Raw genomic sequence first — 25,431 nt, forward strand, 5'->3', positions numbered from 1 at the left:
AGTGGTGTGAAATGAAAAATAAAGGCATCATCTATGTCCTGGCACTGGCTGTTTTTTTGATCGGGACCATTGAATATATTATTACGGGTGTTATTGAAATGATGGCCATGGACCTAGGGGTATCTACTTCCGAAGCCGGGTTACTAGTCACGGTGTTTGCACTCGCTGCGGCCATAGTCTCCCCGATATTGATCACCCTTACGATCAATGCAGATCGCAAAAAAATACTGATGACAACCCTTGGTGTATTTATTGTCAGCAACGGACTCATGTTTGCAGACCTTGCTTATGAGACATTGTTATGGATACGTGTAATCCAGGGAGCTAGTGGAGGGATGGCTACTGTTGTCGCCATGGCCGTAGCGACTCGACTGGTTGAGAAGGAAAAAAGGGGCAATGCCATCGGCATTATTTTGATGGGTCTTAGCAGCGCGTTAGTGCTCGGTGTCCCTATAGGCACATTTTTTAGTGAGATGTTCGGCTGGAGAGTCTTGTTTATTCTAATTGGTGTATTAAGTATTCTTCCATTACTAGTTATCTATAAAATGGTTCCAGCAATCAAAGAAGAAGAGAAGGTTAACCTTGGTATGCAGCTCTCTATTCTGAAAAACCCGACTATTCTGATGTCTTTGATCGTAACATTGTTGTATGTCGGCGGTTACGCCACACTGTTTACTTATATTACGCCATTCTTGCAAGAGACATCCTCTCTTACCATGACCGAGATTAGTGGTGTTCTGCTTTTAGCAGGCATTTGCAGCTTTGTAGGATCAAGAGTGGGTGGACAATTGGCAGATGCCAAGGGTTCCAAATTCACCATTCTTCTCGGGCTTGTGTTACAGGGAGTCACGCTCCTTATGTTCGCGCTAGCGGGTGTCCATCTCCTGGCTTTAATCTTGATTTTAATGATCTTTATGCTATCAACATGGAGTATCTCCCCAGCCCAGCAGCTATACTTAGTTACTCTAGCGCCTCGAAATCCGGACATTGCTCTTAGCGTAAATACGTCTTTCATTCAATTTGGTTTTGCACTGGGATCTGCTGTAGGCGGTCTCGTCATTCGAAGTAGGTCTGTCCTGTATCTGAACTGGTTGGGATTTGCCGCTGTCGGTATAGCTTTAGTTTTGGCCATCCTACTGTTTAATAGAGCAAGCAGTAATAAGGCGGAAACGCCTATGATGACTAAGTAAGGGAAGAAATGGACTTCCACGATAGATCAATAACAACAAGAAAACAGCCGATCATGATGATTGGCTGTTTTAATCATTAAAGGGTAGGTGGGTTTAATCCACATTCCACTTGAATAATATGGTAATATTTTTGTTGTGGATTCTTTTCTTGCAAAGGTTAGGAGGGCTATGTCTTAGTGAAAACGATTTTTGATCTATCGGCTGCAAAAGAAATCTTGGGACGCATCGATCAATTAAAGCAAGATGTTCAACCTGGGTGGGGGCGCATGAATGCTGCTCAGATGCTTGCTCATTGCTCTTCGTTCCAAGACATAGCAACGGGAAAAACCCATTCCTCAAGAAGCTTGCTAGGCATACTGGTTGGAAAGTTTGCAAAACCCATTTTTTATAATGACAAGCCGCTTCCCCGCAATATGTCTACGATTCCAAGCATGATGATCATGGATACAAGAGAGTTTGAAGTAGAAAAAGAAAAGCTCAAACAAAATATCTTGACGCTACAACGTGAAGGTCTCAAAAATGGTGCAGTTCCCCATCCTTTTTTTGGAAGACTGACTTCCGAGGAATGGGGTAAAGGAATCTACAAGCACTTGGACCATCATCTGAAGCAATTTGGCGTTTGAGAAGTGAGGAAAGGGCTGAACACATAGAGATAATGCACAGGATGAACTGAGGCAAGCTGGAAGAGATAGATTAGAAAATAAAAAGAAGTGGACACCCATCTGTAGGGTATCCACTTCTTTTTGTATTCAACTTGCACGCTCAGAGAACGCCATCAGGCGCATTTCGACTCGACTAGGGGATATTTCTCCATCTTATTTTCTGACAAGAGTCGACTCGGCTGGCATAATTCCAGGTGTCGACTCTCTGATAATGGGTGCAGTCACAATATGCGAGACCTGATAAGGCTGTTCGGGGTTGTCAATCCGGGATAACAGCATTTCGGCTGCCTTAATCCCCATCTCGTTACTATAAATATGAACCGTCGTTAACGGAGGTTCAATAATTCTGGATTCAGGTGCGTTATCGAATCCACATACCACAATATCCTGCGGAACCGTTACCTCTCTTAATTTGAAAGCTCTGATTAGATCCACCGCAATGAAGTCATTGGCACACACATATGCGGAAGGGAACGACTCCAGTGCAGCTACTCGCTCCCTTATCCAACCAGGTTTGGAGAAGTACAGCTTATCATTGTCTGTAATGCAGTGGGCTGGATCGACCTGCAATCCTGATTCCAACATCGCCCGGTGATATCCAGTCCATCGTTCGTTGAAGCTTTTACAGTGATTGTAGTCTCCTGCGAATCCGATACTTTTGTAGCCGCTATCAATTAATTTTTTGGTTAACTGATAAGTGCTATGTTCATTCTCCATAAGCAGCAGATCAGCATGGAATTCCGGATAACAGATGTTGGCTGCACAATCGATAAAGACCGTCGGAATTCCGAGCTCTGTGATGAGGCGGGTATATTCCAGGTTGAATAACTCGATACAGATGATGCCGTCCACTTTTGCAATGTCAAAATTGTTAGGTAGGGTAAGGGCTTCTTCATCAACTTCACGAACGATATGAATGGACAGATTATAGCCCTCGGCACTAATCCTTTTCTCCAAACCGCTAATGAGCAGCGATCCAAAATGAGACGTATTCGGCAGGTTCTCTGTTAACAGGGCGATATTGCCCGGCGTTTTGCTCAGAACATGCTCACTTTCCATATAAGCAAATTGTTTATATCTTAATTCAATGGCTTTCTTGATCACCCGAGTCCGTGTTTCTTCCGGGATGTTTCCGCTATCATTCAGGGCTTTGGAAGCCGTATTTCGGGAGATGCCCAGAGCATCTGCGATATCCTGTATCGTAACTTTCTCTTTTGCCATGTCGTGCCTCACCTCTATTGGTCAATTAATCGTCCCAAGTGTTTTCTAAGTCAAATGTATAATATATCGAAGCAAATAGCAATTGTGATTTTACAAATGAACAATACATAAATGTTTTTGTCAATTTTGTATTTCGCATTCTTTATTCATTCGTCATTTAAGTTTACATCGTACACAGCCAATACAGAAACCTTTGTTACAGGATAAAATATGTAATATCTCAGGCTTTTTTGGCTTTGTAATCCGTAATTCATAAAATTAGAACAGAGTTATGCATAAAAAAATGAAGCAAATGCACAATTATTTTTTCACATTTTGTATTGACTAAATGATACTCATCCTGATAAATTGTAAAATATCAAATAAGCAATTGTAAATATTGAAAGCCCTTACTATGAGCAATTGTAAACTTTATGATGAACGGGGGTCGTGTGTTGGATAACACAGTAAACACCAATAAGAGGATGGGGAAGAGCCTCAAAGAGAGGAGTTCCATTTTCCATCCATTACAGCAGCTCAAAAAGAATTATTTCCTGTATGTATTACTTGCGCCAGCTCTAATCCTGACACTGATCTTCAAATACATTCCGATGTATGGAGCCATCATCGCATTCAAGGACTTCAGTCCGATCAAGGGGATTATGGGCAGTGAGTGGGTGGGGTTGAAACATTTCGAGAAGTTTTTGGCTTCACCCAATTTTGATGTCATTTTCATGAATACGCTTAAGCTCAGCTTTTTGGGATTGATTTTCAGCTTCCCGGTGCCTATTTTGCTGGCTCTCATGCTGAATCAGGTGCGCCAAGCTGCAGTGAAGAAGAACATTCAATTGTTTCTGTATGCACCCAATTTCATATCGGTTGTCGTTGTTGTGGGCATGCTGTTCATCTTCTTATCGCCGACGGGTCCCATTAATCAATTGACCACATGGATTACGGGTCAGCCAATCATGTTTATGTCCGAACCCGAATATTTCCGCTGGATCTACATCTTGTCTGATATCTGGACGGGGGCAGGCTGGGCTTCAATTATTTACGTTGCAGCTTTGGCCAATGTCGATCCTGAACTACACAATGCAGCCAATCTGGATGGAGCCAATCTTCTTCAACGTATTCGCCACATTGACCTTCCGACCATCCGCCCGATTATGGCCATTGTGTTTATCCTTGCAGCTGGCGGAATTATGTCGATCGGATTCGAAAAGGCATATCTGATGCAGACATCCATGAACCTGCCGTCTTCCGAAATTATTGCCACCTATGTGTACAAGGTCGGATTACAGTCCGGTGATTACGCCTATTCTGCGGCCGTAGGGTTGTTTAACTCCATCATTAACGTCATCCTGCTCGTCACCGTGAACCTGATTGTGAAGAAATTAAACGAAGGCGAAGGCCTTTATTAGAAAGGAGTATCACTCATGACTATCAAACCGACGGGGCTGGATCGTCTGATCCTCGCACTGAACGCCATCTTTCTCACCTGTGCTGTACTGGTTGTGGTCGTTCCGCTCATTTATATTGTTATCGCTTCCTTTATGGATCCAACCGTACTGCTTAATCAGGGCCTGTCCTTCAATGTATCCGACTGGAGTCTGGATGGTTATCAGATGATTCTGTCCAATCCGGCCATGATTCGAGGCTTCGCAAATGCGGTGCTGTACTCGGTTTCATTTGCCTTCGTGACCGTGGCGGTTTCCATCTGTGCAGGTTACGCCTTGTCTGAGGAAAGGCTGGCGGGAAGAGGATTTTTCATGGTTCTGTTCATCATTACGATGTTCTTCGGTGGCGGCCTCATTCCGACCTATCTGCTTGTGCGCAATCTCGGCATGCTGGATACCATATGGGCGATCATCATTCCCGGAGCAGTTAACGTGTGGAACATCATTCTCTCCAGAACCTTTTTCAAAGGCGTACCCAGGGAGCTGAAAGAAGCTGCGAACGTGGACGGTGCTTCCGATATGAAGATTTTCTTTCAGATTGTTATTCCGCTATCCAAACCGATCATCTTTGTCCTTGCGTTGTACGCGTTCGTCGGGCAGTGGAATTCCTATTTTGATGCCATGATTTATTTGGATAATCCCAATCTTCATCCCTTACAGCTCGTTCTGCGTTCCATTCTGATCCAGAATCAGGCTGCACCGGGCATGATCAGTGATCAGCTTGCCATGGCGGAGCTCAAACGGCTATCCGAGATGATTAAGTATTCTGCAATTGTCATTTCGAGTCTGCCGCTAATTATCATGTATCCGTTCTTCCAAAAGTACTTCGAAAAGGGTGTCATGGTAGGTTCACTCAAATAGTGAACAGCCTCAGATATCTTAAGTCAGATCCAACAATATAAAGTGGAGGTCACGTCATGAAAAAAGTGAAAAAGTCCAAAAGAGGCATTACATCGGTATCCCTTTCCATGTTGTCTGCTGTACTTCTGCTCACGGCCTGTGGTGGTGGAGGTGGCGGCGCGGCCAGTGAAGCCCAATCTCCCGATGGGAAAGTGACACTGAATTTTATCACGCAGAGCTCGCCGCTGGCTCCGGCCGATCCGAACGAGAAGCTGATTAACAAGCGACTTGAGGAAAAGACCAATGTGCATATCAACTGGAAGAACTATACGAGTGATGTGTTTGCCGAAAAAAGAAATCTGGCGGTAGCCAGCGGGGAGTTGCCCGATGCCATCTTTGACGCAGGTTACGGAGATTATGATCTCCTGAAACTGGCCAAGGACGGAGCCATCATTCCGCTCGAAGACTTGATCGAACAATACATGCCCAATTTACAAAAAGTGCTGGAGGAAGCTCCCGAATACAAGAGCATGATTACAGCGCCGGATGGACATATTTACTCTTTCCCATGGATCGAGGAGCTGGGAAGCGGCAAGCAGCGGATACAAGCGGTGGATAATCTGCCTTGGATCAATGTGGAATGGCTGAATAAGCTCGGACTGAAGATGCCGACGACGACCGAGGAATTGAAGGAAGTACTAATCGCCTTCAAAACGCAAGATCCCAATGGAAATGGAAAAGCGGATGAAATTCCGTTGTCGTTCATTAACAAGCCGGGCGGAGAAGATCTGACATTTCTCTTTGCCGCATTCGGACTTGGGGAGAACTGGGACCATACCGTGGTAACGAATGAGGGTAAAGTCGTCTTTACGGCAGCGGATGAAGGTTATAAGGAAGCTGTGAAATATATCCATGAGCTTGTCAAGGAAGGCCTCGTGGATGTGGAAGCCTACCAGCAGGACTGGAATACGTATCTGGCCAAAGGCAAGGACCATAAATACGGCATGTATTTCACATGGGATAAGGCCAACATTACGGGAATGAATGACACGTATGATGTTTTGCCTCCGCTTGCCGGTCCGGATGGAGAGAGAAATGTTACGAGAACCAATGGGATCGGACTCGACAGAGGACGCATGGTTATCACGAGCAGCAATAAAAATCTGGAATCCACAGCGAAGTGGGTAGACCAGCTGTACGATCCGCTCCAATCGATCCAAAACAACTGGGGAACGTACGGGGATGAAACGCAGCAAAATATTTTTGAATTCGATGAAGCCAAGGGCATGCTGAAGCATCTGCCGCTGGAAGGGGCTGCGCCTGTCGAGCTTAGACAAAAAACGAGCATTGCCGGACCACTGGCGATTCTCGACAGTTACTACGACAAATACACGACCAAACCGGAAGATGCTGCATGGCGCATGGAGATTCTGGATCGGGTCATGGTTCCACATATGAAAGCAGATAACGTCTATCCAAGCGTATTTTTCTCCATTGACGAGCTCGACCGACTGTCTACCATTGAAACCGACCTGTTCGCTTATGTACTGCGCATGCGCACAGAATGGTACCAAAACGGGAAAATCGAGCAGGAATGGAATGCCTATTTGAAAGAGCTGGATCGTCTTGGACTGCAGGAATGGCTTCAGATTAAACAAGCGGGATATGACCGCAATACGAAATAAAAACCGTGTATTCAAAGGAGAGAACCTACATGTCTACCATTTCAACAACCGATTACCGAGGTGCTTATCATTTCTCGCCAAACGAGAAGTGGATGAATGATCCCAATGGGATGGTGTTTTTCAAAGGCGAGTATCACCTGTTCTATCAACATCACCCGTTTGGTACCACGTGGGGACCGATGCATTGGGGGCATGCCGTGACCAAGGATCTGTTCACCTGGGAAGAGCTTCCTGTGGCTATGGCGCCGGATGAACACGGCATGATCTTTTCGGGCAGTGCTGTGGTGGATTGGAATAATACTTCCGGCTTCTTTGATGAGGAACCAGGACTGGTGGCGATATTCACGCATCATCTGGAAGTGCCGAACGATCAACCGATTCAGCGGCAGAGCATTGCATACAGCAAGGATAATGGCCGCACATGGAACAAATATGAGGGCAATCCGGTACTGGAGCATGAGTCTTATGTCGATTTCCGTGATCCCAAGGTGTTCTGGCACGAGCAGAGCAAGGGATGGGTGATGATCATTGCCTGTGGTCAGACAGTATGTTTGTACCGCTCTCCCAATCTGAAAGATTGGACACTCGGCAGTGAATTTGGCGCAGGCATCGGTTCACATGACGGCGTGTGGGAATGTCCTGATCTCTTCCCGCTGGCAGTGGATGGGGACCATGGGCATGAAAAATGGGTCATGCTTGTCAGTATTGGTGCAGATCCTGCGTTCAAGGAAGGCTCGCGAACGCAGTACTTTATCGGAGATTTTGATGGGTCGACGTTTGTTCCGGATGAAGCTTCCCGCACGGTTCGCTGGGTTGACCATGGGCGGGACAACTACGCAGGAGTCAGTTGGTCCGACATTCCGGCGGAAGACGGCAGACGCCTGTTTATGGGCTGGATGAGCAACTGGATGTATGCCAACCAAACGCCAACCGAAGGTTATCGCGGCGCGATGACGATTGCTCGGGAGCTTACTTTGAAAACGATAGACGGTACAGTCACATTGGTTCAGCGTCCAGCCCGTGAAATGGAGCAAGCCCGGAAACCGATATTGACCCTGCACAACGTTCCTGTCCAAGAGGCGAGGAAACATCTTGGCACGCTGCAGCTGGTGAGCTATGAAGTCGATGCGCAATGGGAATCGGAGCAATCCGTTCAATTTACCTTGAGAAGCAGCACCAGTCATCAAACGCTCGTTGGTGTAGACGCGGATCAGCGTGAGGTATACGTTGATCGCAGCCAATCAGGCATCGTTGATTTCCATGAGCATTTCCTGGGACGTCACACCGCAAGGGTTCAGGGCGGGGGTCAACATTTGCGTATCTATGTGGATTCTTCTTCGGTTGAGGTATTTGCGAGTAACGGTCAGGCCGTTATTACGGACCTGATCTATCCGGATGTAGATGCGGCACGAATTACGGTGGATGCCGATCAGGAAGACATGGTCTTCTCCGCTCTTCATATCTACGAATTGTCTCCCGTTAAGGTGGAAACCCATGAGAACTAAAGAGAAGGAGGGCAGGTAGATGCGTATAGGTGCCATCGAAGCGGGCGGAACGAAGTTTGTATGCGGAGTCGGCAATGAACAAGGACATATGGAAGACTGGTGTAGCTTTCCGACGGAACATCCCGAGATTACACTCGCCAAGGTGAGTGACTATTTCAGAGATAAAGGGGTGGTGGCTATCGGCATTGGTTCCTTTGGTCCGATCGATCTGAAGCCGGATAGCCCTACTTACGGTTACATTACCACAACTCCGAAGTCCGAATGGGAAAACTGCAATGTGGTGGGAATCTTGAAGCGTGAATTCCTTGTTCCCTTCGGGTGGGATACGGATGTGAATGCTGCTGCTCTGGGGGAAGTCACATGGGGAGCTGCGCAGGGCTTGGATAACTGTGTATATTATACGATTGGCACAGGTGTTGGCGTTGGGCTTATTGCTGGAGGAAAAAGAATACACGGATTGCTGCATCCAGAGGGTGGACACATCCGAACGAGGCGGCATCCGCAGGATCACTTTGCCGGCTTATGCAAGTATCATGGGGATTGCCTGGAGGGACTGGCTGCAGGGCCAGCCATCGAAGCCCGCTGGCAGACACCCGGCAGCGAGCTGCCGACCGACCACCTGGCATGGGAGATCGAATCCTTTTATATTGCCGAATCCATTACGACGTCCATCCTGCTGCATTCACCGCAGAAGATCATCTTGGGCGGTGGAGTCATGCAGCAAATGCATCTGTTTCCCATGATTCGGGAACAGGTTATACACAATCTCCATGGTTATGTGAACGTGCCTGAATTGGTGCAGCACATCGAGCAGTATATTGTTCCACCAGGGTTGGGACAACACGCGGGTTTATACGGTGCGCTTGCCTTAGGCATCGAAGCACTTAATCAAGTCAAGACTGATTCAGCGGTATCATCGTAATCCACATGTTCGAGGAAGGACGGAGCAGATCACTTAAAAGACTGATTCAGTTGTTTAAGGGAATGCACCGTCCTTTCTTTGTTTTTCTATATCACGCAGAGAAATGAGGGATATTCGTGAGATTTATGTTAAGGTCCATTAGCTGCGTCCTGTTATCCTGTGTCCTTGGTTCCACTTCTGTGGAAGCGTATTCAACAACTTCCCATCTGGATAAGTTGACGATGCAGCAGAGTACGAAGAGTACGGCATCATCCAAGAGCCCAGAATCTCAAACTCAACATACGGAGGCGGTTCCGATGAAAATGGACGTGTCCAGGGCAGCAACGAATTTGTCCGGTTGGACATTGCATGGAAGAGGCAATTTTGAAGATACAAATGAAGGACTTCATTTAATTTCCGAAGAGAAGGAGAATGTGATCGTCCTATCGGACACGCGGGCCGAGGATTTTATTTATGAAGCGGATCTGTTAATCCAGGATATGAAGGCAGATACCAGTCTTGTTTTCCGTTCCAATGATACGGGGTGGTCTTCCTATATGCTGCAAGTGGTTCCTCAGGCTGGTCTGATACGTTTAAAAGATGCTAGTGGCAAGCCAGGTGCATTGTTGGAAGAGTACTCGGTAACCGTGGAGTCTGGCGGAATTTATCATTTGAAAGTAAAAGCGGTTGGCGAGAGGCTGCAGGTGTATTGGGATGGCGGGTACGACCCGGTGATTGATGTGAAAGACAGTGCGTATGTGTCAGGGAAGCTGGGGCTCCATGTGTGGGACGGGGCAGCTTTGTTCCAAAATGTGAAGATCAGTACCATGGGTGGAAATCTGGGCAACCCTGTTTACAGTAAAGGAGATTGGCAGCCGGATCTACGGGGATATCGAGGCAAAGGAAATGCGCAAGAGGAAACACAGATCATATACGAGAAAACAGCGGGGGATTTTGTATTTGAGGGAGATGTGTTTTTGGCCGATAGTAGCTTCGCAGCTTTACTATTCAGGTCGAATACAGACGGGACAACGGGGTACCAAGCGGCACTTCGTAGAGAAGGGGAAGAGGTTCGGGTACAGCTGGAAAAGGCAGATGGAACAATTCTTGCGAATTCGGATCGTACATACCCGAGTCAACCGGAAGCAAAGCATCATATCGAAGTGGTTGCAACCGGCCGCCTGATTCAGGTGTATGTGGATGGTTATGCAGCACCTGCTGTGGAGGTCATGGATTCTAGTTATGCCGAGGGATATGCCGGACTTGAAGTGGAACAGGGCATGGCCTATTTTCAAGATACGTATATCACGGAAAATTCGATGTATTATACGGAAAAATACCGTCCCCAATATCATTACTCTCCCATTCGAGGGTCCGCAAGTGATCCAAACGGATTGGTTTATTACGAGGGGGAGTATCACTTGTTTCATCAGGACGGAGGGACATGGGCTCATGCAGTCAGTACGGATCTTGTAAAATGGAAGCGTTTACCCATTGCGCTGCCATGGAATGATCTGGGTCATGTATGGTCGGGTTCAGCGATTGCGGATCTGAACAACGCATCCGGCCTGTTCTCGGATTCCGGTGGCAAAGGTCTGATCGCATACTATACGTCGTACCATCCGGGTAAGCCTGGTGGTAATCAGCGTATTGGTCTCGCATACAGTACGGATCAAGGCCGGAACTGGCAATACGCTGAAGACCATCCGATTGTGATCGAGAACCCTGGTCAAAATGGCGAAGACCCTGGGAGTTGGGACTTTAGGGATCCGAAGGTCGTTCGGGATGAAGAGCATAACCGCTGGATCATGGTGGTTTCTGGCGGCGATCATATCCGGTTTTTTACCTCAACGAATCTGCTTGATTGGACATTAACCGATAACTTCGGATATGGGGAATACATTCGCGGAGGGGTATGGGAGTGTCCCGACCTGATTCAGCTGCCAGTAGACGGGACGGGTGAGCGCAAGTGGGTGCTTATGATCAGTACCGGAGCCAATACGAAGACGCAAGGATCGGATGCGGAATACTTTGTTGGTGAGCTGACGGCGGAGGGGAAATTCCTGAACGATCATCCGGCCGGGAAAGTGCTGAAGACGGACTTCGGCAAGGAATTCTATGCGTCGATGTCATTTGCAAATATGCCGGATCAGCGGAAAGTAATGCTTGCGTGGATGACGAATTGGGATTATCCATTTGATTTTCCGACGAACCCTTGGAAAGGTCAATTGACTATTCCAAGAGAAGTTTCTCTCCGAACAACAGAGGAAGGTGTGCGTCTGATACAAAAGCCTGTTATCGAACTTGAGACACTCCGGCAAAACCTGTACAGTGCAGAGCAGCTGGTGGTTGGGCCGCAATCCCAGAATGTGCTCAAGGGTCTGACTGCGGGTGCATACGAGATTGAGGCAGAAGTGGAAATTCCGGCAGACAGCCCCGTTACGGAGTTTGGTTTTCACCTACGTCAAAGGGAAGGGCAAAAAACAACCGTGGGCTACAAGACGGAGAAAGAGACGATGTTCGTGGATCGCACCGCTTCGGGAGACGTGGGTTTCTCGGGCTTATTTACCAAAGTTCACGAAGCTGCGCTACAACCTGAGAACAGGAGGATAAAGCTGCGAATATTTGTCGATGAAGCTTCCGTTGAAGTGTTTGGCAATGATGGCAGAATGGTTTTCTCGGATGTCATTTTTCCGGATCCGGCTGGAAGGTCGATGGCGTTCTACAGCCTGGGCGGAAATGTGAAAGTGGTCTCCATGAATGTATATGCCTTGGATAATATCTGGAGAGAAGGGATGTCCTCCGCTCCGAAGATTATTGCAGATACGCAGAGAAGAGTAACGAATGTGGGTCATACCGAAATCCTCTACGCTTCGACTGAGGGCGGACCAGGAAAAGGGGCCCAACCGCTGAAATGGACCGTGAGTAATCCTAAAGTGGTGAAAATCGTTGATTCGGGCAAAACACATGCTGCGATTCATGCTGTAGGCAAGGGGCAAACTTGGGTGACGGCTTCCACGGCTAACGGCAAAGCTTCTGCCAAAATACTGATTACGGTAACGGATGGCGTATTCCACACGAATTTATCCGGCTGGCAAAAGGATCGACCATCTGCACAGTGGTTTGTTTCGGACGACGGCTTACAGGGCATAGACCGTAGTGATTCCCAGTATGTTGCGCGCGAGACTGCGGGAGACTTCCGATATAAGGCTGACTTGCAGCTGGATGCTGAAGGAGGAGCGGGCTCCATTCTGTTTCGGGCAAGCGAGGATGGACGAAGTGGTTATTATCTGAATGTTGATCCCAACCTGAAGGCGATTCGCCTGTTTTATAAAGTGGACGGAAAGTTCGAGAATCGGCAGGTACTTGCCCGCATTCCAAAATTTATTCGGAGTAATCAGACTTATCATTTCCAGATTCAGGCGAAGGGAACTCATATTCAGGTGGATCTGGACGGTGAACGGATCATGGATATTCAGGATGGCACGTTTGCCGAGGGACACTTCGGTGTTCATACGTTTGGAGGCAGTGCGTCTTTCCAGCATGTGAATGCATTTGACATGAAAAAAGCAGATCTGGAGACCGTGATCATTCGGAGTGCAGAACTTCCTGTAGCCCTACAAGCGACGCAATCCCAAGCAGGCGAGGTTGTGAAAGTGGGTACCGAAAAGGATGGTGAAGCATCAAGTTATGCTTGGATACTTGTGCCTACCGGTGATGATTCCGATTCTTATTCCATCCGTACCGTCAGCGGGGTGTCATTGGATTGGGATGTCGGTCAGAATCGTATTCAACTCTATCCATATCTCGGGCATCCCAATCAACGCTGGAACATTTCCAAAAACGATGATGGGACAGTAAGCATTACAAGTGTACACAACGGCAGTGCACTTCGTGTATCGGAAGATGGAACCAAGCTGATGATGAAAGAATTCCATGCTGAAGATGAGTATCAAAAATGGACTTTGGAAAACAAAGTGCAATAACCGTGGCGTGGTGTTCTAGAGAGTTAAAATAAATAGGATCAATGATTTGTAGGTGTTGATCTGCGCCTTCAACATTTGAATAAAACATGTGGAAGAGGACTACACGTGAGGTGTAGTCCTCTAACTGATTTTTTCAATACTCACAACTGTTCGAATAGGAAGAGGAAGGAGTAGAATATGATCCGAATGCTGAGTTTGTAAATTTAATCCAGTTTGTTTGCGCCTCATTAAACGAACGGGCAGGATGGTTAAATAAATACATGTTATAATCTGGATATTCAAATGTTAAAGACTACAACAATGCATTTGTAAATCCCTAGGGAAAGGGAATGGGAAGCAACGAAATGAAAGATAACAAACATCCTGTTCAAGATTTTCGATTTATTTTAACCTTGTTACTGGTTACGTTATGTTGTTTAGGTGTTGCGATGTATTTACGTATCAAATCAGATACGAATATGTATCAATTCTTAACCTGGGATATGTTCCTGGCATGGGTACCATATATCATCTCATCATGCATTAGGTACATATTCAATAAGAAATTAACGAAAATGAGTCTGATCTTGATGGTGCCGATGAGTGCGGGATGGCTATTTTTTTTGCCTAATTCGGCATACCTTTTTACTGAAATCCTGCATTCATTCAGATATTTCAATGCTCAAGAAGGAACACAATTTTGGATTAATATTGATTTTTGGTATAACCTCACCCTAACGTTTGCCGTAGCCATTCTAGGCTTACTTCTCTCGACGTGCTCGATCATTCAAATACATGGTGTGTTAAACAAGTTATTCAGTAAGTACATTAACATGATGGTTATAGGCGTTATTTTAATGTTGAGTAGTTTGGGCGTATACATTGGGAGATTTAATCGGTGGAATTCATGGGATGTATTGTCCAGGCCGTGGCAAATTGTTATGGATATAATGCATGATCTTGTTGCAAGGAACAACATGGTTATTGAGTTTGTGGCCATTCTATTTTTAATACAAATATTTGCATACGTTATGGTATCCTTGTTGACTGCAAGATCTAATAAAGAATGAATATTGTCCGTTAATTCATTAAGCTAACGGCAGGTTAGCGTGAAGGTGTGTTAAGATAAATTTGAATATATTTACAATAGTAGGGGGTGTATGATGCTAGTTCGTTTGGCAACGTCGGAGGATATACCTCAGCTTGTACAAATGCGTTGGGATTTTTCAGAAGAGGAGTGTGCTAATAATGTCGTTACATTTGAGGAATTTAACCAGATATGTAGTGAGTTTTTGCTAAAAGCAATCCAAAGCGGAGACTGGTATATTTGGATTGCAGAAATTGGTGGAGGTCTTGTATCACATATGTATCTGCAGCTAATACATAAAGTTCCGCGTCCAGGAAAATCTCCAGATCCTTATTACGGTTACGTTACCAATGTTTATACTCGTCCGGCTTTCAGAAACTTAGGTATCGGGTCAAAAATCCATAAAGCTATGGAAAATTGGTCCAAAGAGAATGAGGTCGAGTTTCTCATCCTTTGGCCAAGCAGCGAGAGCGTAGAGTTCTATTCAAGGAATGGTTTTTCTCAAAGTGAAGAAGCGCTAGAAAAGCACTGGGACTGAGCAGCAGGTATTTGATCTTCGTAGAGACAGAAGATAGGATGAATTAACGCGTCATGAGGCAGGTGGACTCAAAATTAAGAAAGCTGCTGACCAGTGTGATCGGCTGCTTTTTTCTACTCTTTTTGCATAGATTAATAAGATGATAAGGCACTGGATAAAGGTGTTGCTGTCTTTACGATCCGCTTCGTTTTGAATTAGCGAGTTCAGGAGGGCAATCCTGTGAGAATATTTAAGAGGTTAAGCTTTTGGTTGACTATCATCGCTATTGTCGTCGTCCTGTATAGCATTATGGGGAAAGATGATAAAAACTTATTATTATTTTTTACGAGTCCCCCTTTTTGGATAATTGAATCCTACGGTTTTAAAGTTTCATTCACGCTACTCTATTTACTTTATATAATATTTTGGTTTGTGTTTGGATTAGTCCTGGATTTTGGAATATCTAAATTGAAAAGAATTTAACCCCTGTCATTTTTAAGCTAACTGGCAATAGATTAAATAGATCGTAGTATGACATCGAGAATTAGTTGTTTTGGTTTACCAAGGTATCACCTTTATGTCAAGAGAGGAGTCCTGTTATGGATAGTAAGGGAATAAGGGATATAATTGAAAATTATATTGAAGCATACAATTCATATGAAATTGAAAGAATGGTTGAACTTTTGCATAAGGACATAATATTCAGAAATATTTCCAGTGGAGAAACGACAATAGAAACCAGAGGAATACAAGCATTTAGGGAGTTGGCAGAACAGTCCGCAACGATGTTCTCCAGCCGTCGCCAGACAATTACCGATTACAATGTTATAAGGGATGACAACGTAGAGGTTGGAATCAATTACGAGGGTATCTTAGCTGTCAATTTACCGAATGGATTAAAGAGCGGGGATAAGCTGGAGTTAAAAGGTAATTCAACATTTAAGATAAAGGAAGGAAAATTCTCGTTAATTGAAGATTACAGTTGAGCCACATTTGTTAAACTAACGGGTAACAACAGTTCATCCATAGACCTCAGATTAAAGAATATATTTTAATAAATGGACTGCTAAACTACATCAAAAGAGTTGATTTAATGTTCACGATTACTGTAGAAATTACTCCAGATCGAAAAAGACAATTACTTGATTGGTTAGCTTCATATGAGAACGCGACAGGCGAACACGAGAAGGGGCTTCTGACAGGGCTAAGATGGACGATACAGAAAATTGGAGTTAGGGAATATCTATATTCTGAATTGTCAGAAGTAACTTCAATCTTGATCAATCAAGATTTTATTAACGAATGTACGCAGAAATTTGAAGAGAATTGGATAGATGAGGTATGGAACAGTGGTTTTGCGTTGTCTATAATTGCGGTTTTGGATTTATTTAAAATTCAATTTGTGGACTTTCCAACTCCCAAAAGAAATAATAAGCCGTTAAACTAACGGGAAACGATAGCGTAATAGAACTAAGAAAAGCAGCCGATCCCTGTGATCGGCTGCTTTTGTTAAACTAACGGGCAGTTTAGTTTAAATTTATTCGAATGAACCTTATCACAGGTAAAGATTTTGTGCGCATTTATCAGTACAGAACAAAGCTCGCTATCACTTCAGCGAGCTTTGTTCTGTATATGTCAAACCAAGTCGGAGTAAAACCCTGTTCGAGGTCTGAGAATAGAGCAGGATGAACAGGCTGCCGTCTCAAGATTCTGCGGGTCAAGTTATCGAAAGAAGTAGAGCACTTAGGCGCGTTCTCATCCGCAGGTTAAACAGTATTCTGGAATGTTTAAACAAATTTATTATATATGTCTGCAAAAACCTTTGCAAAGTCTCCGACCTTGACTTTACCGAGGTGGTAGTCGGTTGCACGGAGGCTGGCGTAGAATTCGTCGGCGTTCTCGCAGGCGCGGTTCATTTGGGCAAAGCCGTTGGCAGTGTTTTCGTGGAAGCCGATTTTTTTCATATTCTCAGCAAGAGCTTCAACGGGGATTTGTTTGTATTTGGCTTCGATACCTTTCTCAGCAAGGGCGTTGAGCCAGTCGTTGCCTGTGGCCCAGTCACTAACTATGAACTTCGCGCTTTTACCCGCTGGGGTGTGAGAAATCATGGCGTAAACGACGTCTGCAATATCAACGGGGCTGACCCAGCCTTGTGGGATGTCAACTGAAATTGGGCTGAAGATAGTCTGCTGGGTTTTGAGGCTTTGCATGTCGGCAAAAAGATTGCTGTAAAAGCCGACAGGCCGTATGTGGACAACGTTCACGCTTTCAAGCGAGTTTAGCGCGTCTTCTGCAATATGATAGCTGTAGAGAATGCCGGCGTTTGCGTTGTCGGCGCCGACTGAGCTGAGGTTGACGACATTTTTTACGCCTGATTTTATCACAGCGGCCTTATAATTTTCAGCAAGATTAATAGCGGTCTGCCACATGTCGGTGCCAGAGGTATAATTGATGCCCGAAATCATGAGGTAAACGACGTCACTACCTGCGAACGCCTGCGCGAGGAATTCGACGTCGAGGTTTGAGCCGACCGCTGGTTTGGCACCAAGCGCTTCGATGTCGGCGATACGATCTTTGGAGCTTGTGATGACGGTGACATCGTGGCCGTCTGCGATTAGGTTTGGCAGGTAGTTGCGGTTGATATTGCCGAGTGAGCCGAGAACTGTGATTTTCATTGTGTATTCTCCTTTTAATAATGTGATTTTGAGAAATGTATATCGCTTTTGAGACCGTTATCCCTTCCGCGATTGGCTATTCATTACAAGAGAGATTATACAACGATAAATTAACTAAGTAAACTAAAATAATTAAATTAGTTAATTTAATATTTTTATTAAATATTGTTTATTGATACAGCTATTTTGATATAATATGATTTGATGAGCATTAGAGGAGGCTTCAATCGTGAGAAAACCCGTGAGCGCAGATCAATATCTCAATAAAATCAAACCTGTAATTAGAAGAACCAGGTTCAGCCAACTGAAAATTGACGATATCGCAAAACATATGGATATTAGTAAAGTGACGCTTTACAAGCACTTTTCATCCAAAGATGATATCATCGAACAGGTTGTAGAGTATGGAATTCAGTATTTGCAGCAGGCTGACACTGTTGTATATGATGATTCCGTTTCATATATTGATCGGTTTCAAAAAACGTTTCTGGAATCGTTAATAGGTGTAATTTATTTATCCGATTTATTCCTACAAGACCTCAAGGAGTTTTATCCACGCCTTTATGAAAATATTTCCGTTGCTCAACAAAACAGAATTAAAAATTTACAATCTTTTTTTCAATCCGGTATGGATAAGAAGATTTTTAACAGAATGCACGCTGCGCTGTCCTTAGTTCAAGATGATGCTACGCTTCGGCGTATTATGGAACCGACTTTTAGTATTCAATGGTATGATCTGACCTTGAAACAAGCCGTAATGGAGTTTTATAGAATGAAACAGTATCAAGTGATTAGTCCTGAATATCTGGATACTGTTGACGAATCGTTTATCGAAAAAGAAATCATTCGCATTTTACAAACCATTTCGTAAACGCGTTCGTTTCCTACGACTGTTCTCATTGATGCTATCGTCCAGTTATCGGAGTAATTGTTGTAAAATTTGTACCGTATAACGCTAAAAGGCCATCCGGGAAGATGACCATTAAACTTAGCGGTTAGAGACAGCGTGGTGAACCCTATCACAGTAAGTCATTTTGCTAACGGGAGACGATAGCTCAATAATACCTAGAAGGCAGCTGATCAATTTGATCAGCTGCTTTTGTTCAACTAACGGGCAGTTAAGTTCCGAACATGGTAATATAAGGATATATTTGAGGTTAGGTGTGAGGTACCCATGAAAGATCAAAGGGGAATGAACTTGGGCATAATTCGGATCTCATATATTCTGGGGATAATGGCATTCTTGTCGATGTTTTTATTTACTGTACTTAGTATTACATTTTCAATATTATCACTAATTTCAAGTTTTATAGCAGTTGCTTATTACAGGAATCGAAGATCAGTTAATGTGCTAATCTTTAATGTTGTAGTGTTTACTGTAATCATTTTAGTGCTGTATTTTATTATTTCGAACTTTGTTATTTTGGAATAGAAATTCTTAAATGGACTAAGATAACGGGAAACGATAACTCAATAAAACAAAGAAGCAGCTGATTAATATGATTGGCTGCTTTTGTTCAACTAACGGGCAGAATCCTCACATTTTCAAAGTGATGATGAATTCGTCAAAAGCCAATTCATTTAACGAGAATGATTTGCATGAGTGTTCTTAAGAGTGAATATACTATTGCCCCTTTATATAGTCTACGCGTGGCACGTGAAAGTCTTCTCCAGAATCTGACTCGACCCGCCAACCTGCGGAGCTTATCTGGAATCCTGTTATTTTCCCTCCGGACGCTCTGCGAACGAACCGCTGCTCCGTGCTGAAGCACCCCACAGGAGATCAAAAAAAGGCAGAGATTCTTCAATAGTTGAGAATCTCTGCCCTGCTTCTTTTAAATGACGAAACAATCAATAAAGAGCGAATTCAGCTGCTTTTGTTACTCCACGGGCTGATAAGGAGCCTCTCTGTACAAGTCAAACTCCGCCAATATCTGGTTATAGCCGTCCACAACTTCGCCTTCATCTACCCTTCCGGAAGCAACTATGCATGAGGCAGAGGCCCGGCATATCTGATAGAGATTGTTCTCTTCATCTTCTTTTCTGATTTGTTCAATAAGTTCAAATTCATCAGGACTCATGTAGTAGAAAGCGATCATTACATCCTCTATCCCTTTTTGCAGCAAGCTTCTCTGGATTAAGTCAATATTTTTTGCTTCAGCCATTTTATCTATGCTCTTCGTTTGCTTCACATATACGTCAACAAGAGCAGAGTAATCATAATCCCCGGTTAATGTTGCGGGAGTGTATTTAGTATCCGGCATATTTCCCCAGGCCCCATTATCATATCCGGCGTCGATTTTAATGTCCCTGCCCAAAATGGGAGATATGAGCTCCGATAATTCGCTTTTCAATTTCCCTGCCATAAGGTGATTTATGTAGTCATCCTCAATGATGCCCTTTTCTTCCCAATACTCTACCTTAAACGTTTCTTCGGGCGCATCTACCGGATAAGCCTGTGTTTCAAAGCCCACTACATCTCCAGTGAGTTCTCCAGGAATGTGTATAAAGAGATCATCAGCTGTATCCACTGCAAATTCCTTTTCATACTTTTCCGCCAGGTGTTTTTCAATCTTCGCGGTTGCTGCTTTTTTTTCTGATGTCGAATGTCTGTCACAGGCTGTTAATGCTACTGTTAATATCAATGTGATTACAGCCAGAAACCAAATCCTCCGGTTCAAAACCATCCCTCCGCGTATTCGTTATCCGATGTGCTCAAAAATACAGTCAAGTTATAAGGTCTATTTTTTACCATTATATACTACATCCTTAACGGCTTCACAGCACTCAGTAATCTATAATTATAGTCGCAGCAGCAAATAGGTTAACGTCATTCAGGAATTTATAATCCGGACATCACTCTTAGCCTGTAAAGGGAGTAAACTAGTGGGCCGTCCTGGGTGTGAGCTGCGCCGGTGGGCGCTATGAAGCTGCGCGGATCTCGTCCGGATCGGAGAGAGCAGCGGCGTGCCGGTCGCCTGGGCTTCAGCTGTTCTGTGAAAATAAAGTTGTAGACTGGCAGCTAGCATTAGCCAACGGACAGGACAACGGAACCATTAGATGGACTTATTGTTCTCTTATGATACAATATATTCCATAAATATCCTCGTGGGTTAATGAAAAGCGCTGATGAACTAATAAGAGACCAGCACAAAAAAAGTGGTAGTTTTATGGATATGCAATAGTCGCCGAATGGAACTTGGTACTAAAAGGAGGCAGGACACATGCTAGAAGAACAGGAAATATTCGCGGGTGAAGGATATAACAGGTCGTACGCAATTGCTACGGGTATGCCGATTTTGAATCTTAGGGGCAGCATACCGCGTGAAGGTAACGGCCAACTACCGTTTCCGTGGGTGACAACGGGCATCAGGATTGATAAAGAACAGATGTTGGAAACCGTTATGAAGCAAAAGACACTCGAGTATTTGTTTAATATGCAATTCAGTAAGGAGGAGATGACCGACCGCACTTTGGTTGTAGGCTGTTATGAATACAGGAATCCGAATGACAAGGAACAAATATTGCTATATGCGCTGGTTTCATTGAAGGAATTTCTCGCGAGATACGGCCATGAACGGGCATCGGAGATTCTGATGCGAGTTGGCTGCACATACGAGAAGATTATGGAGGAATGCGATGAAGCCATTAAAGAACACTTTGCAGTGTTGCGCCGGTCACTTCATTTAAAGAATTTGAGGGACAAATATGATGTCGTTTACGAGTGGAGTGAAGAGGAGGGGGTAAAGACGTACATAATCAGATACACCAAATCGAGTTATACGAAGATTAAAGCTAAATCATTCGAAGAGTTGACCAAACTTTATGATGAACAACGGAAGAAGGATGCAAAGAAAACGTTCGCGATTCTGGAACCGTTAGAATCATTTATGCAAGCCTAAGAAAACCGCCCCTTTACGGGGCGGTTATTCAACATTTCATCGAAAGAAGATTCGAGGAATATCCAGCGGAGGATTCTCGACAGTCGCATCGGAAATTGCTGACCCGTACGCCAGAAATGGTCGAATGGGGACTGATGGAAGACGTTGATCCAGCCGATTATTTCGGCAAAACCATAGAGGTAGAACGATTTAAGGCGATTGGAAGCCTAGCGATTCAGGGAGAAATTCTGAACTGAATTTACTCATAAAAAAACTGCACCTCCAATTGGTAGTTGTGTTTAACAATTGGGGTGCAGTTCATGTCGGGGGTGGTTTTTTGTTTGTATAATGATGTATTTACTTAGCATTTAAATGAATTTATCATGGTGAAAGGCGTCACAAGTCATTAAGCTTACGGGAAACGTTAGTTCAATCATATAATGAAAGCAGCTGATTAATGGGGGCAACTGCTTTTGTTCACTAAAAGACCAGGATGATAATCATTTTCTTCATTTAGCGAAAAATACCTTAACTACTTTGAAACGTGAATTTTAATGTTTTTAAGCGTGCCTATATTTCTTAAAACTCGAATTATGAAATGAAAATATGTCGGATTTGTTGTATATAAATATGAAAGCGCTTCCCTTACAATGAAATCAAACATATACAGGGCAGAGATGGCAATGATAACAACCGGCATTGACCGAACGGAAAAGGAATGTGGTTGTTTAAATAATTTGAATGTGAGGAGAATGTACAATGGCAATGATTCGATGCAATTATTTCTCGGAAACGTTAGGACTCAGCACGTCAATGACCGTTATTGTACCTCAGGCAACCAGGGGGCAAATCGGGATGAAAGGCGTTGCTATCCGGGAACGGCATCCCGTCCTCTGGCTGCTGCATGGCGGCTCTGATGACGATACGATTTGGATGAGACGTACATCGATCGAACGCTATGTTTCGGAGCTGGGCCTTGCTGTCGTGATGCCTCAAGTACAATTAAGCTTCTACACGGATATGGCGTACGGAGGAAAGTACGGCACCTTCCTGATGGAAGAGCTGCCACAGATTGCCCGGTCCTTGTTTCCGCTATCAGACGCTCGCGAGGAAAATTACGTCGCTGGGTTATCGATGGGAGGTTACGGCGCATTCAAATGGGCGCTAAGCAAACCTGATATGTTCGCTGCGGCGGCTGGACTTTCGACGGGTAATTTCCCGTTTTGGAGCCCGGGGCCGGACGGCGAGATTCCTCCGTTTCTGCGTCTCGCATTCGGAGACGGGCCCCATGCAGGAACAGATAACGATCTTTATCATCTGATTCAGTCCAATGATCGCACGTCTGGACCGAAACCCGCGTTTTACCAAGCTTGTGGTACGAATGATTTCTTGTACGATCTAAATATTGAACTGAAGGAAGCGTTTGAGCGATCTTCACTGGATTACACTTACGCTGAAGAGCCAGGTGTACACGATTGGGCATTCTGGGATAAAACGATTCAAGACGTGTTGAGATGGCTTCCTTTAGATCGTGTATGACATGTACCGTAACCTATCAATAGTAGAATTGATATTAATTGAACTAACGGGAAACGTTAACTCTATACAATTAAGAAAGCAGCTGATGCATTGTGATCGGCTGTTTTTTGTTCACCTAACGGGCAGGATAGTTTAATCACTGCCTGAAGAGTTCAGAGGTTCATAGAGTTCTTTCAATATTAGACTTCAGCCTTAACAAGGAGAACCATAAAACGCTTCTATCATTTTTGGCCATGTCGATCCTTTTTGAAAGCTTGACAGTGTCAAAACAATTATATATAACTAAATTAGTTATAACCATTATGGTTATATTTAAAAATAAAAACAGGAGGTTAACATGAAAATCATAAATCATTTTATACCCGTTTTTACCGAGCAACTGGAATTAACTGTTACATATTATGAATCTCTTGCTAACCGATCTATGGATCGCACGTGGAATATTCCCGAGGCTGGCTTATCTTTAGCCACAGTATATCCTTACGTCATTGTATCAGGAAGTGCAGAGGCCTTGGAGCCTGCTAGATCACTCCGAGCAGTGGTGTATGTTGATTCCATGAACGAATTGAAGGCAGAATTAAAAAAACAAAATACACTTATCGTAAGAGATCAGCATGGTCCTATTGGTCCAAGCGTTTTTGTTCAACATCCTGATGGTAGTTTTATTGAATATGTTGAGCCTGCGCAAGCTTCTGTTTGACTTGGTGCAAAATCATAAAATGCAAAATAAAGCTACTCCATCAGAGGAGTAGCTTTATTTTGCATTTGCCTTTATCCGTAGTTGCTCTACAATCTGTGCTAGGGTAACAGAAGCTAGTTCATGCTCCATAGCCTTCTGTGCATTAGAGAATTGGGGTAATAGAATGGATTCAATGTTCATTCCTACAGAACAATTGGGGTCCGTATCCTTGTGAATTTTGAAAAGCTGATTTCCATCCACAGATTCGACGGCTTGGAAGATATCCAGTAGGGTACATTTTTCAGGAGAGATCAGAAGAGAGGCCCCCGCAACTCCTGGTTTTGTATCAATATAACCTGCTTTTTTAAGCTGGGCCATAATCCTTCGAATTACTACAGGGTTACTATTGATGCTACGGGCAATTCGATCGCCTGTACTATATAGGGGGTCCAGCGAGATCATAGACAAAATATGGACTGCCATCGAAAAGCGACTACTTATTTGTTTCAATCTACTCACCTTCTTTGCTAAATAGTATAGTTTCATTTAAAGAACAGGTCAATTGACGGCATCATCAGCAGGTAAAAGGTGGGTCAAAGATCACTTCCAAGGACTTTATGATTCTCCTCAGATAATATTAAGCAAGCTGAACTATGATCGGCTGCTTTTTCAACTAACGGGCAGGATACTTCAGTTATAGATATATCACCCTAAATATTTGATGTTTGTGTATTATATGGTATCGTTATGGTGGTATAGGTGATTGTCGTTGAATATAGTCACGTCGATGAAGTGAGAATAATCTTTGGGGGGTATATTTATGAAACAAGGCAGAATTGTTATAATTACTGGTTCACCAGGGACTGGTAAAAGTACAACGGCATCAATTGTTGCTATAGAGTCAAATTTGTCAAAGTCAGTACATATGCACACTGATGATTTCTATCACTATATTCACAAGGGGGCAATCCCTCCATTTTTACCGGAATCACAAGAACAAAACTTAATTGTTATTGAAGCCTTTTTGGAAGCTGCAAAACGTTTTTCACGCGGTGAGTTCGATGTGATTATAGATGGAATTGTTGGTCCTTGGTTCCTGGAGCCGTGGTTAAAAGCCGTTCAAGATAATTATGAAGTACATTACATTATCTTAAGAGCGACTAAAGAAGAAACAATGAAACGAGCAATCAATCGTTCTAAATTGGATGAAGGTGCAAACATTGCGTTGGTAGAACAAATGTGGGAGCAATTTAACAATTTGGGTCACTATGAATCCAATATTATTGACACAACAAATCAATCGATCGAACAAAGTGTTTCAACAATAAAAGCTGTAATTGAAAAAAAGTCTTCTTTACTCACTATTTAATGTGAGACAAAAGTTAAACAAACGATAGACGATTGCGTAGATGTTACATTTTGCTACATAACGAAAACCCATGATGGAAGTGTTATTCTGATTGCTTACCACTGCATATAAGGAGCAGATTTTTCATATTCAATGATGTATATTTTTGTGGAATACTTCTTTGTGGGGCATGGGTTTGTATATATGCTTAAAAAGGTACACAGGGCTATTTCTTTTTGAATGGATCATGGTCGTCACATCCCACGGAAGGTGCCTGCCCATATGGAATCGCTCCCTGCG

22 protein-coding genes are annotated in these 25,431 nt (G+C 43.9%); 18 read left to right on the forward strand and 4 right to left on the reverse strand.

Going from position 1 to position 25,431, the window contains the following annotated elements:
* Nucleotides 1-11 precede the first annotated feature (11 nt).
* Nucleotides 12-1,190, forward strand: a complete 1,179-nt coding sequence (locus CHI14_RS14650) for an MFS transporter (protein WP_095289248.1) — start codon at nt 12-14, stop codon at nt 1,188-1,190.
* 176 nt (nt 1,191-1,366) lie between these two features.
* Entirely contained in the window at nt 1,367-1,813 is a 447-nt protein-coding gene (locus tag CHI14_RS14655; RefSeq protein WP_095289249.1) for a DUF1569 domain-containing protein, read from the forward strand.
* Nucleotides 1,814-2,005: 192 nt separating this feature from the next.
* On the opposite strand, the gene CHI14_RS14660 is transcribed toward CHI14_RS14655, so the two are convergent.
* Complete coding sequence (locus tag CHI14_RS14660; protein ID WP_095289250.1) at nt 2,006-3,073, reverse strand: LacI family DNA-binding transcriptional regulator; 1,068 nt, start codon at nt 3,071-3,073, stop codon at nt 2,006-2,008.
* A gap of 464 nt (nt 3,074-3,537) precedes the next feature.
* Between CHI14_RS14660 and CHI14_RS14665 the strand changes: the two genes are divergently transcribed.
* From CHI14_RS14665 to CHI14_RS14715, 10 genes are all read left to right on the forward strand, one after another.
* Complete coding sequence (locus tag CHI14_RS14665; RefSeq protein WP_170948148.1) at nt 3,538-4,473, forward strand: ABC transporter permease; 936 nt, start codon at nt 3,538-3,540, stop codon at nt 4,471-4,473.
* A 15-nt stretch (nt 4,474-4,488) separates the two neighbouring features.
* Complete coding sequence (locus CHI14_RS14670; protein ID WP_095289251.1) at nt 4,489-5,370, forward strand: carbohydrate ABC transporter permease; 882 nt, start codon at nt 4,489-4,491, stop codon at nt 5,368-5,370.
* A 56-nt stretch (nt 5,371-5,426) separates the two neighbouring features.
* Entirely contained in the window at nt 5,427-7,034 is a 1,608-nt protein-coding gene (locus CHI14_RS14675; RefSeq protein ID WP_095289252.1) for an ABC transporter substrate-binding protein, read from the forward strand.
* Between the two features lie 29 nt (nt 7,035-7,063).
* Complete coding sequence (locus CHI14_RS14680; protein ID WP_095289253.1) at nt 7,064-8,539, forward strand: glycoside hydrolase family 32 protein; 1,476 nt, start codon at nt 7,064-7,066, stop codon at nt 8,537-8,539.
* Between the two features lie 19 nt (nt 8,540-8,558).
* Entirely contained in the window at nt 8,559-9,461 is a 903-nt protein-coding gene (locus tag CHI14_RS14685) for an ROK family protein (RefSeq protein ID WP_095289254.1), read from the forward strand.
* Between the two features lie 296 nt (nt 9,462-9,757).
* Nucleotides 9,758-13,426, forward strand: coding sequence for a GH32 C-terminal domain-containing protein (locus tag CHI14_RS14690; RefSeq protein ID WP_095289255.1), 3,669 nt, complete (start codon nt 9,758-9,760; stop codon nt 13,424-13,426).
* Between the two features lie 482 nt (nt 13,427-13,908).
* Entirely contained in the window at nt 13,909-14,475 is a 567-nt protein-coding gene (locus CHI14_RS30835; protein ID WP_481856419.1) for a DUF1361 domain-containing protein, read from the forward strand.
* A gap of 93 nt (nt 14,476-14,568) precedes the next feature.
* Nucleotides 14,569-15,030: a GNAT family N-acetyltransferase gene (locus CHI14_RS14700; protein WP_249281114.1), complete on the forward strand. Its 462-nt coding sequence runs from the start codon at nt 14,569-14,571 to the stop codon at nt 15,028-15,030.
* Nucleotides 15,031-15,608: 578 nt separating this feature from the next.
* The gene (locus CHI14_RS14710) at nt 15,609-15,995 is read left to right on the forward strand and encodes a nuclear transport factor 2 family protein (protein WP_095289259.1); all 387 of its coding nucleotides are present in this window, start codon (nt 15,609-15,611) and stop codon (nt 15,993-15,995) included.
* A gap of 107 nt (nt 15,996-16,102) precedes the next feature.
* On the forward strand, nt 16,103-16,456 hold the full coding sequence (locus tag CHI14_RS14715) for a hypothetical protein (RefSeq protein ID WP_095289260.1): 354 nt from the start codon (nt 16,103-16,105) through the stop codon (nt 16,454-16,456).
* 340 nt (nt 16,457-16,796) lie between these two features.
* Here the strand turns inward: CHI14_RS14715 and CHI14_RS14720 are convergent, their stop codons facing one another.
* Nucleotides 16,797-17,684 carry an NAD(P)H-binding protein gene (locus CHI14_RS14720; RefSeq protein WP_095289261.1) on the reverse strand — a complete coding sequence of 296 codons (888 nt, stop codon included), beginning with the start codon at nt 17,682-17,684 and terminating at the stop codon, nt 16,797-16,799.
* Nucleotides 17,685-17,913: 229 nt separating this feature from the next.
* Here CHI14_RS14720 and CHI14_RS14725 point away from each other — a divergent pair, with 229 nt between their 5' ends.
* Nucleotides 17,914-18,555 (forward strand): TetR/AcrR family transcriptional regulator, encoded by a 642-nt coding sequence (locus tag CHI14_RS14725; protein WP_095289262.1) that lies wholly within the window; start codon nt 17,914-17,916, stop codon nt 18,553-18,555.
* 1,009 nt (nt 18,556-19,564) lie between these two features.
* Here CHI14_RS14725 and CHI14_RS14735 read toward each other — a convergent pair.
* Nucleotides 19,565-20,365: a hypothetical protein gene (locus tag CHI14_RS14735; RefSeq protein WP_095289264.1), complete on the reverse strand. Its 801-nt coding sequence runs from the start codon at nt 20,363-20,365 to the stop codon at nt 19,565-19,567.
* Nucleotides 20,366-20,908: 543 nt separating this feature from the next.
* Here CHI14_RS14735 and CHI14_RS14740 point away from each other — a divergent pair.
* The 4 genes from CHI14_RS14740 to CHI14_RS14750 all read left to right on the forward strand — a co-directional run bounded on the left by CHI14_RS14740 (nt 20,909) and on the right by CHI14_RS14750 (nt 23,804).
* Nucleotides 20,909-21,586, forward strand: coding sequence for a hypothetical protein (locus CHI14_RS14740; RefSeq protein WP_249281115.1), 678 nt, complete (start codon nt 20,909-20,911; stop codon nt 21,584-21,586).
* Between the two features lie 95 nt (nt 21,587-21,681).
* Entirely contained in the window at nt 21,682-21,822 is a 141-nt protein-coding gene (locus tag CHI14_RS30040; RefSeq protein ID WP_170948138.1) for a hypothetical protein, read from the forward strand.
* A 502-nt stretch (nt 21,823-22,324) separates the two neighbouring features.
* On the forward strand, nt 22,325-23,104 hold the full coding sequence (locus CHI14_RS14745) for an alpha/beta hydrolase (protein ID WP_095289265.1): 780 nt from the start codon (nt 22,325-22,327) through the stop codon (nt 23,102-23,104).
* A 337-nt stretch (nt 23,105-23,441) separates the two neighbouring features.
* Entirely contained in the window at nt 23,442-23,804 is a 363-nt protein-coding gene (locus tag CHI14_RS14750; protein WP_095289266.1) for a hypothetical protein, read from the forward strand.
* 54 nt (nt 23,805-23,858) lie between these two features.
* Here CHI14_RS14750 and CHI14_RS14755 read toward each other — a convergent pair whose 3' ends face one another.
* Nucleotides 23,859-24,293 carry an Rrf2 family transcriptional regulator gene (locus tag CHI14_RS14755; protein ID WP_095289267.1) on the reverse strand — a complete coding sequence of 145 codons (435 nt, stop codon included), beginning with the start codon at nt 24,291-24,293 and terminating at the stop codon, nt 23,859-23,861.
* A 310-nt stretch (nt 24,294-24,603) separates the two neighbouring features.
* Here CHI14_RS14755 and CHI14_RS14760 point away from each other — a divergent pair, with 310 nt between their 5' ends.
* Entirely contained in the window at nt 24,604-25,152 is a 549-nt protein-coding gene (locus CHI14_RS14760) for a P-loop nucleotide/nucleoside kinase family protein (protein ID WP_095289268.1), read from the forward strand.
* Nucleotides 25,153-25,431: the final 279 nt, after the last annotated feature.

Source organism: Paenibacillus sp. 7516 (assembly GCF_002272715.1).
Taxonomy (GTDB): Bacteria; Bacillota; Bacilli; order Paenibacillales; family Paenibacillaceae; genus Paenibacillus; species Paenibacillus illinoisensis_A.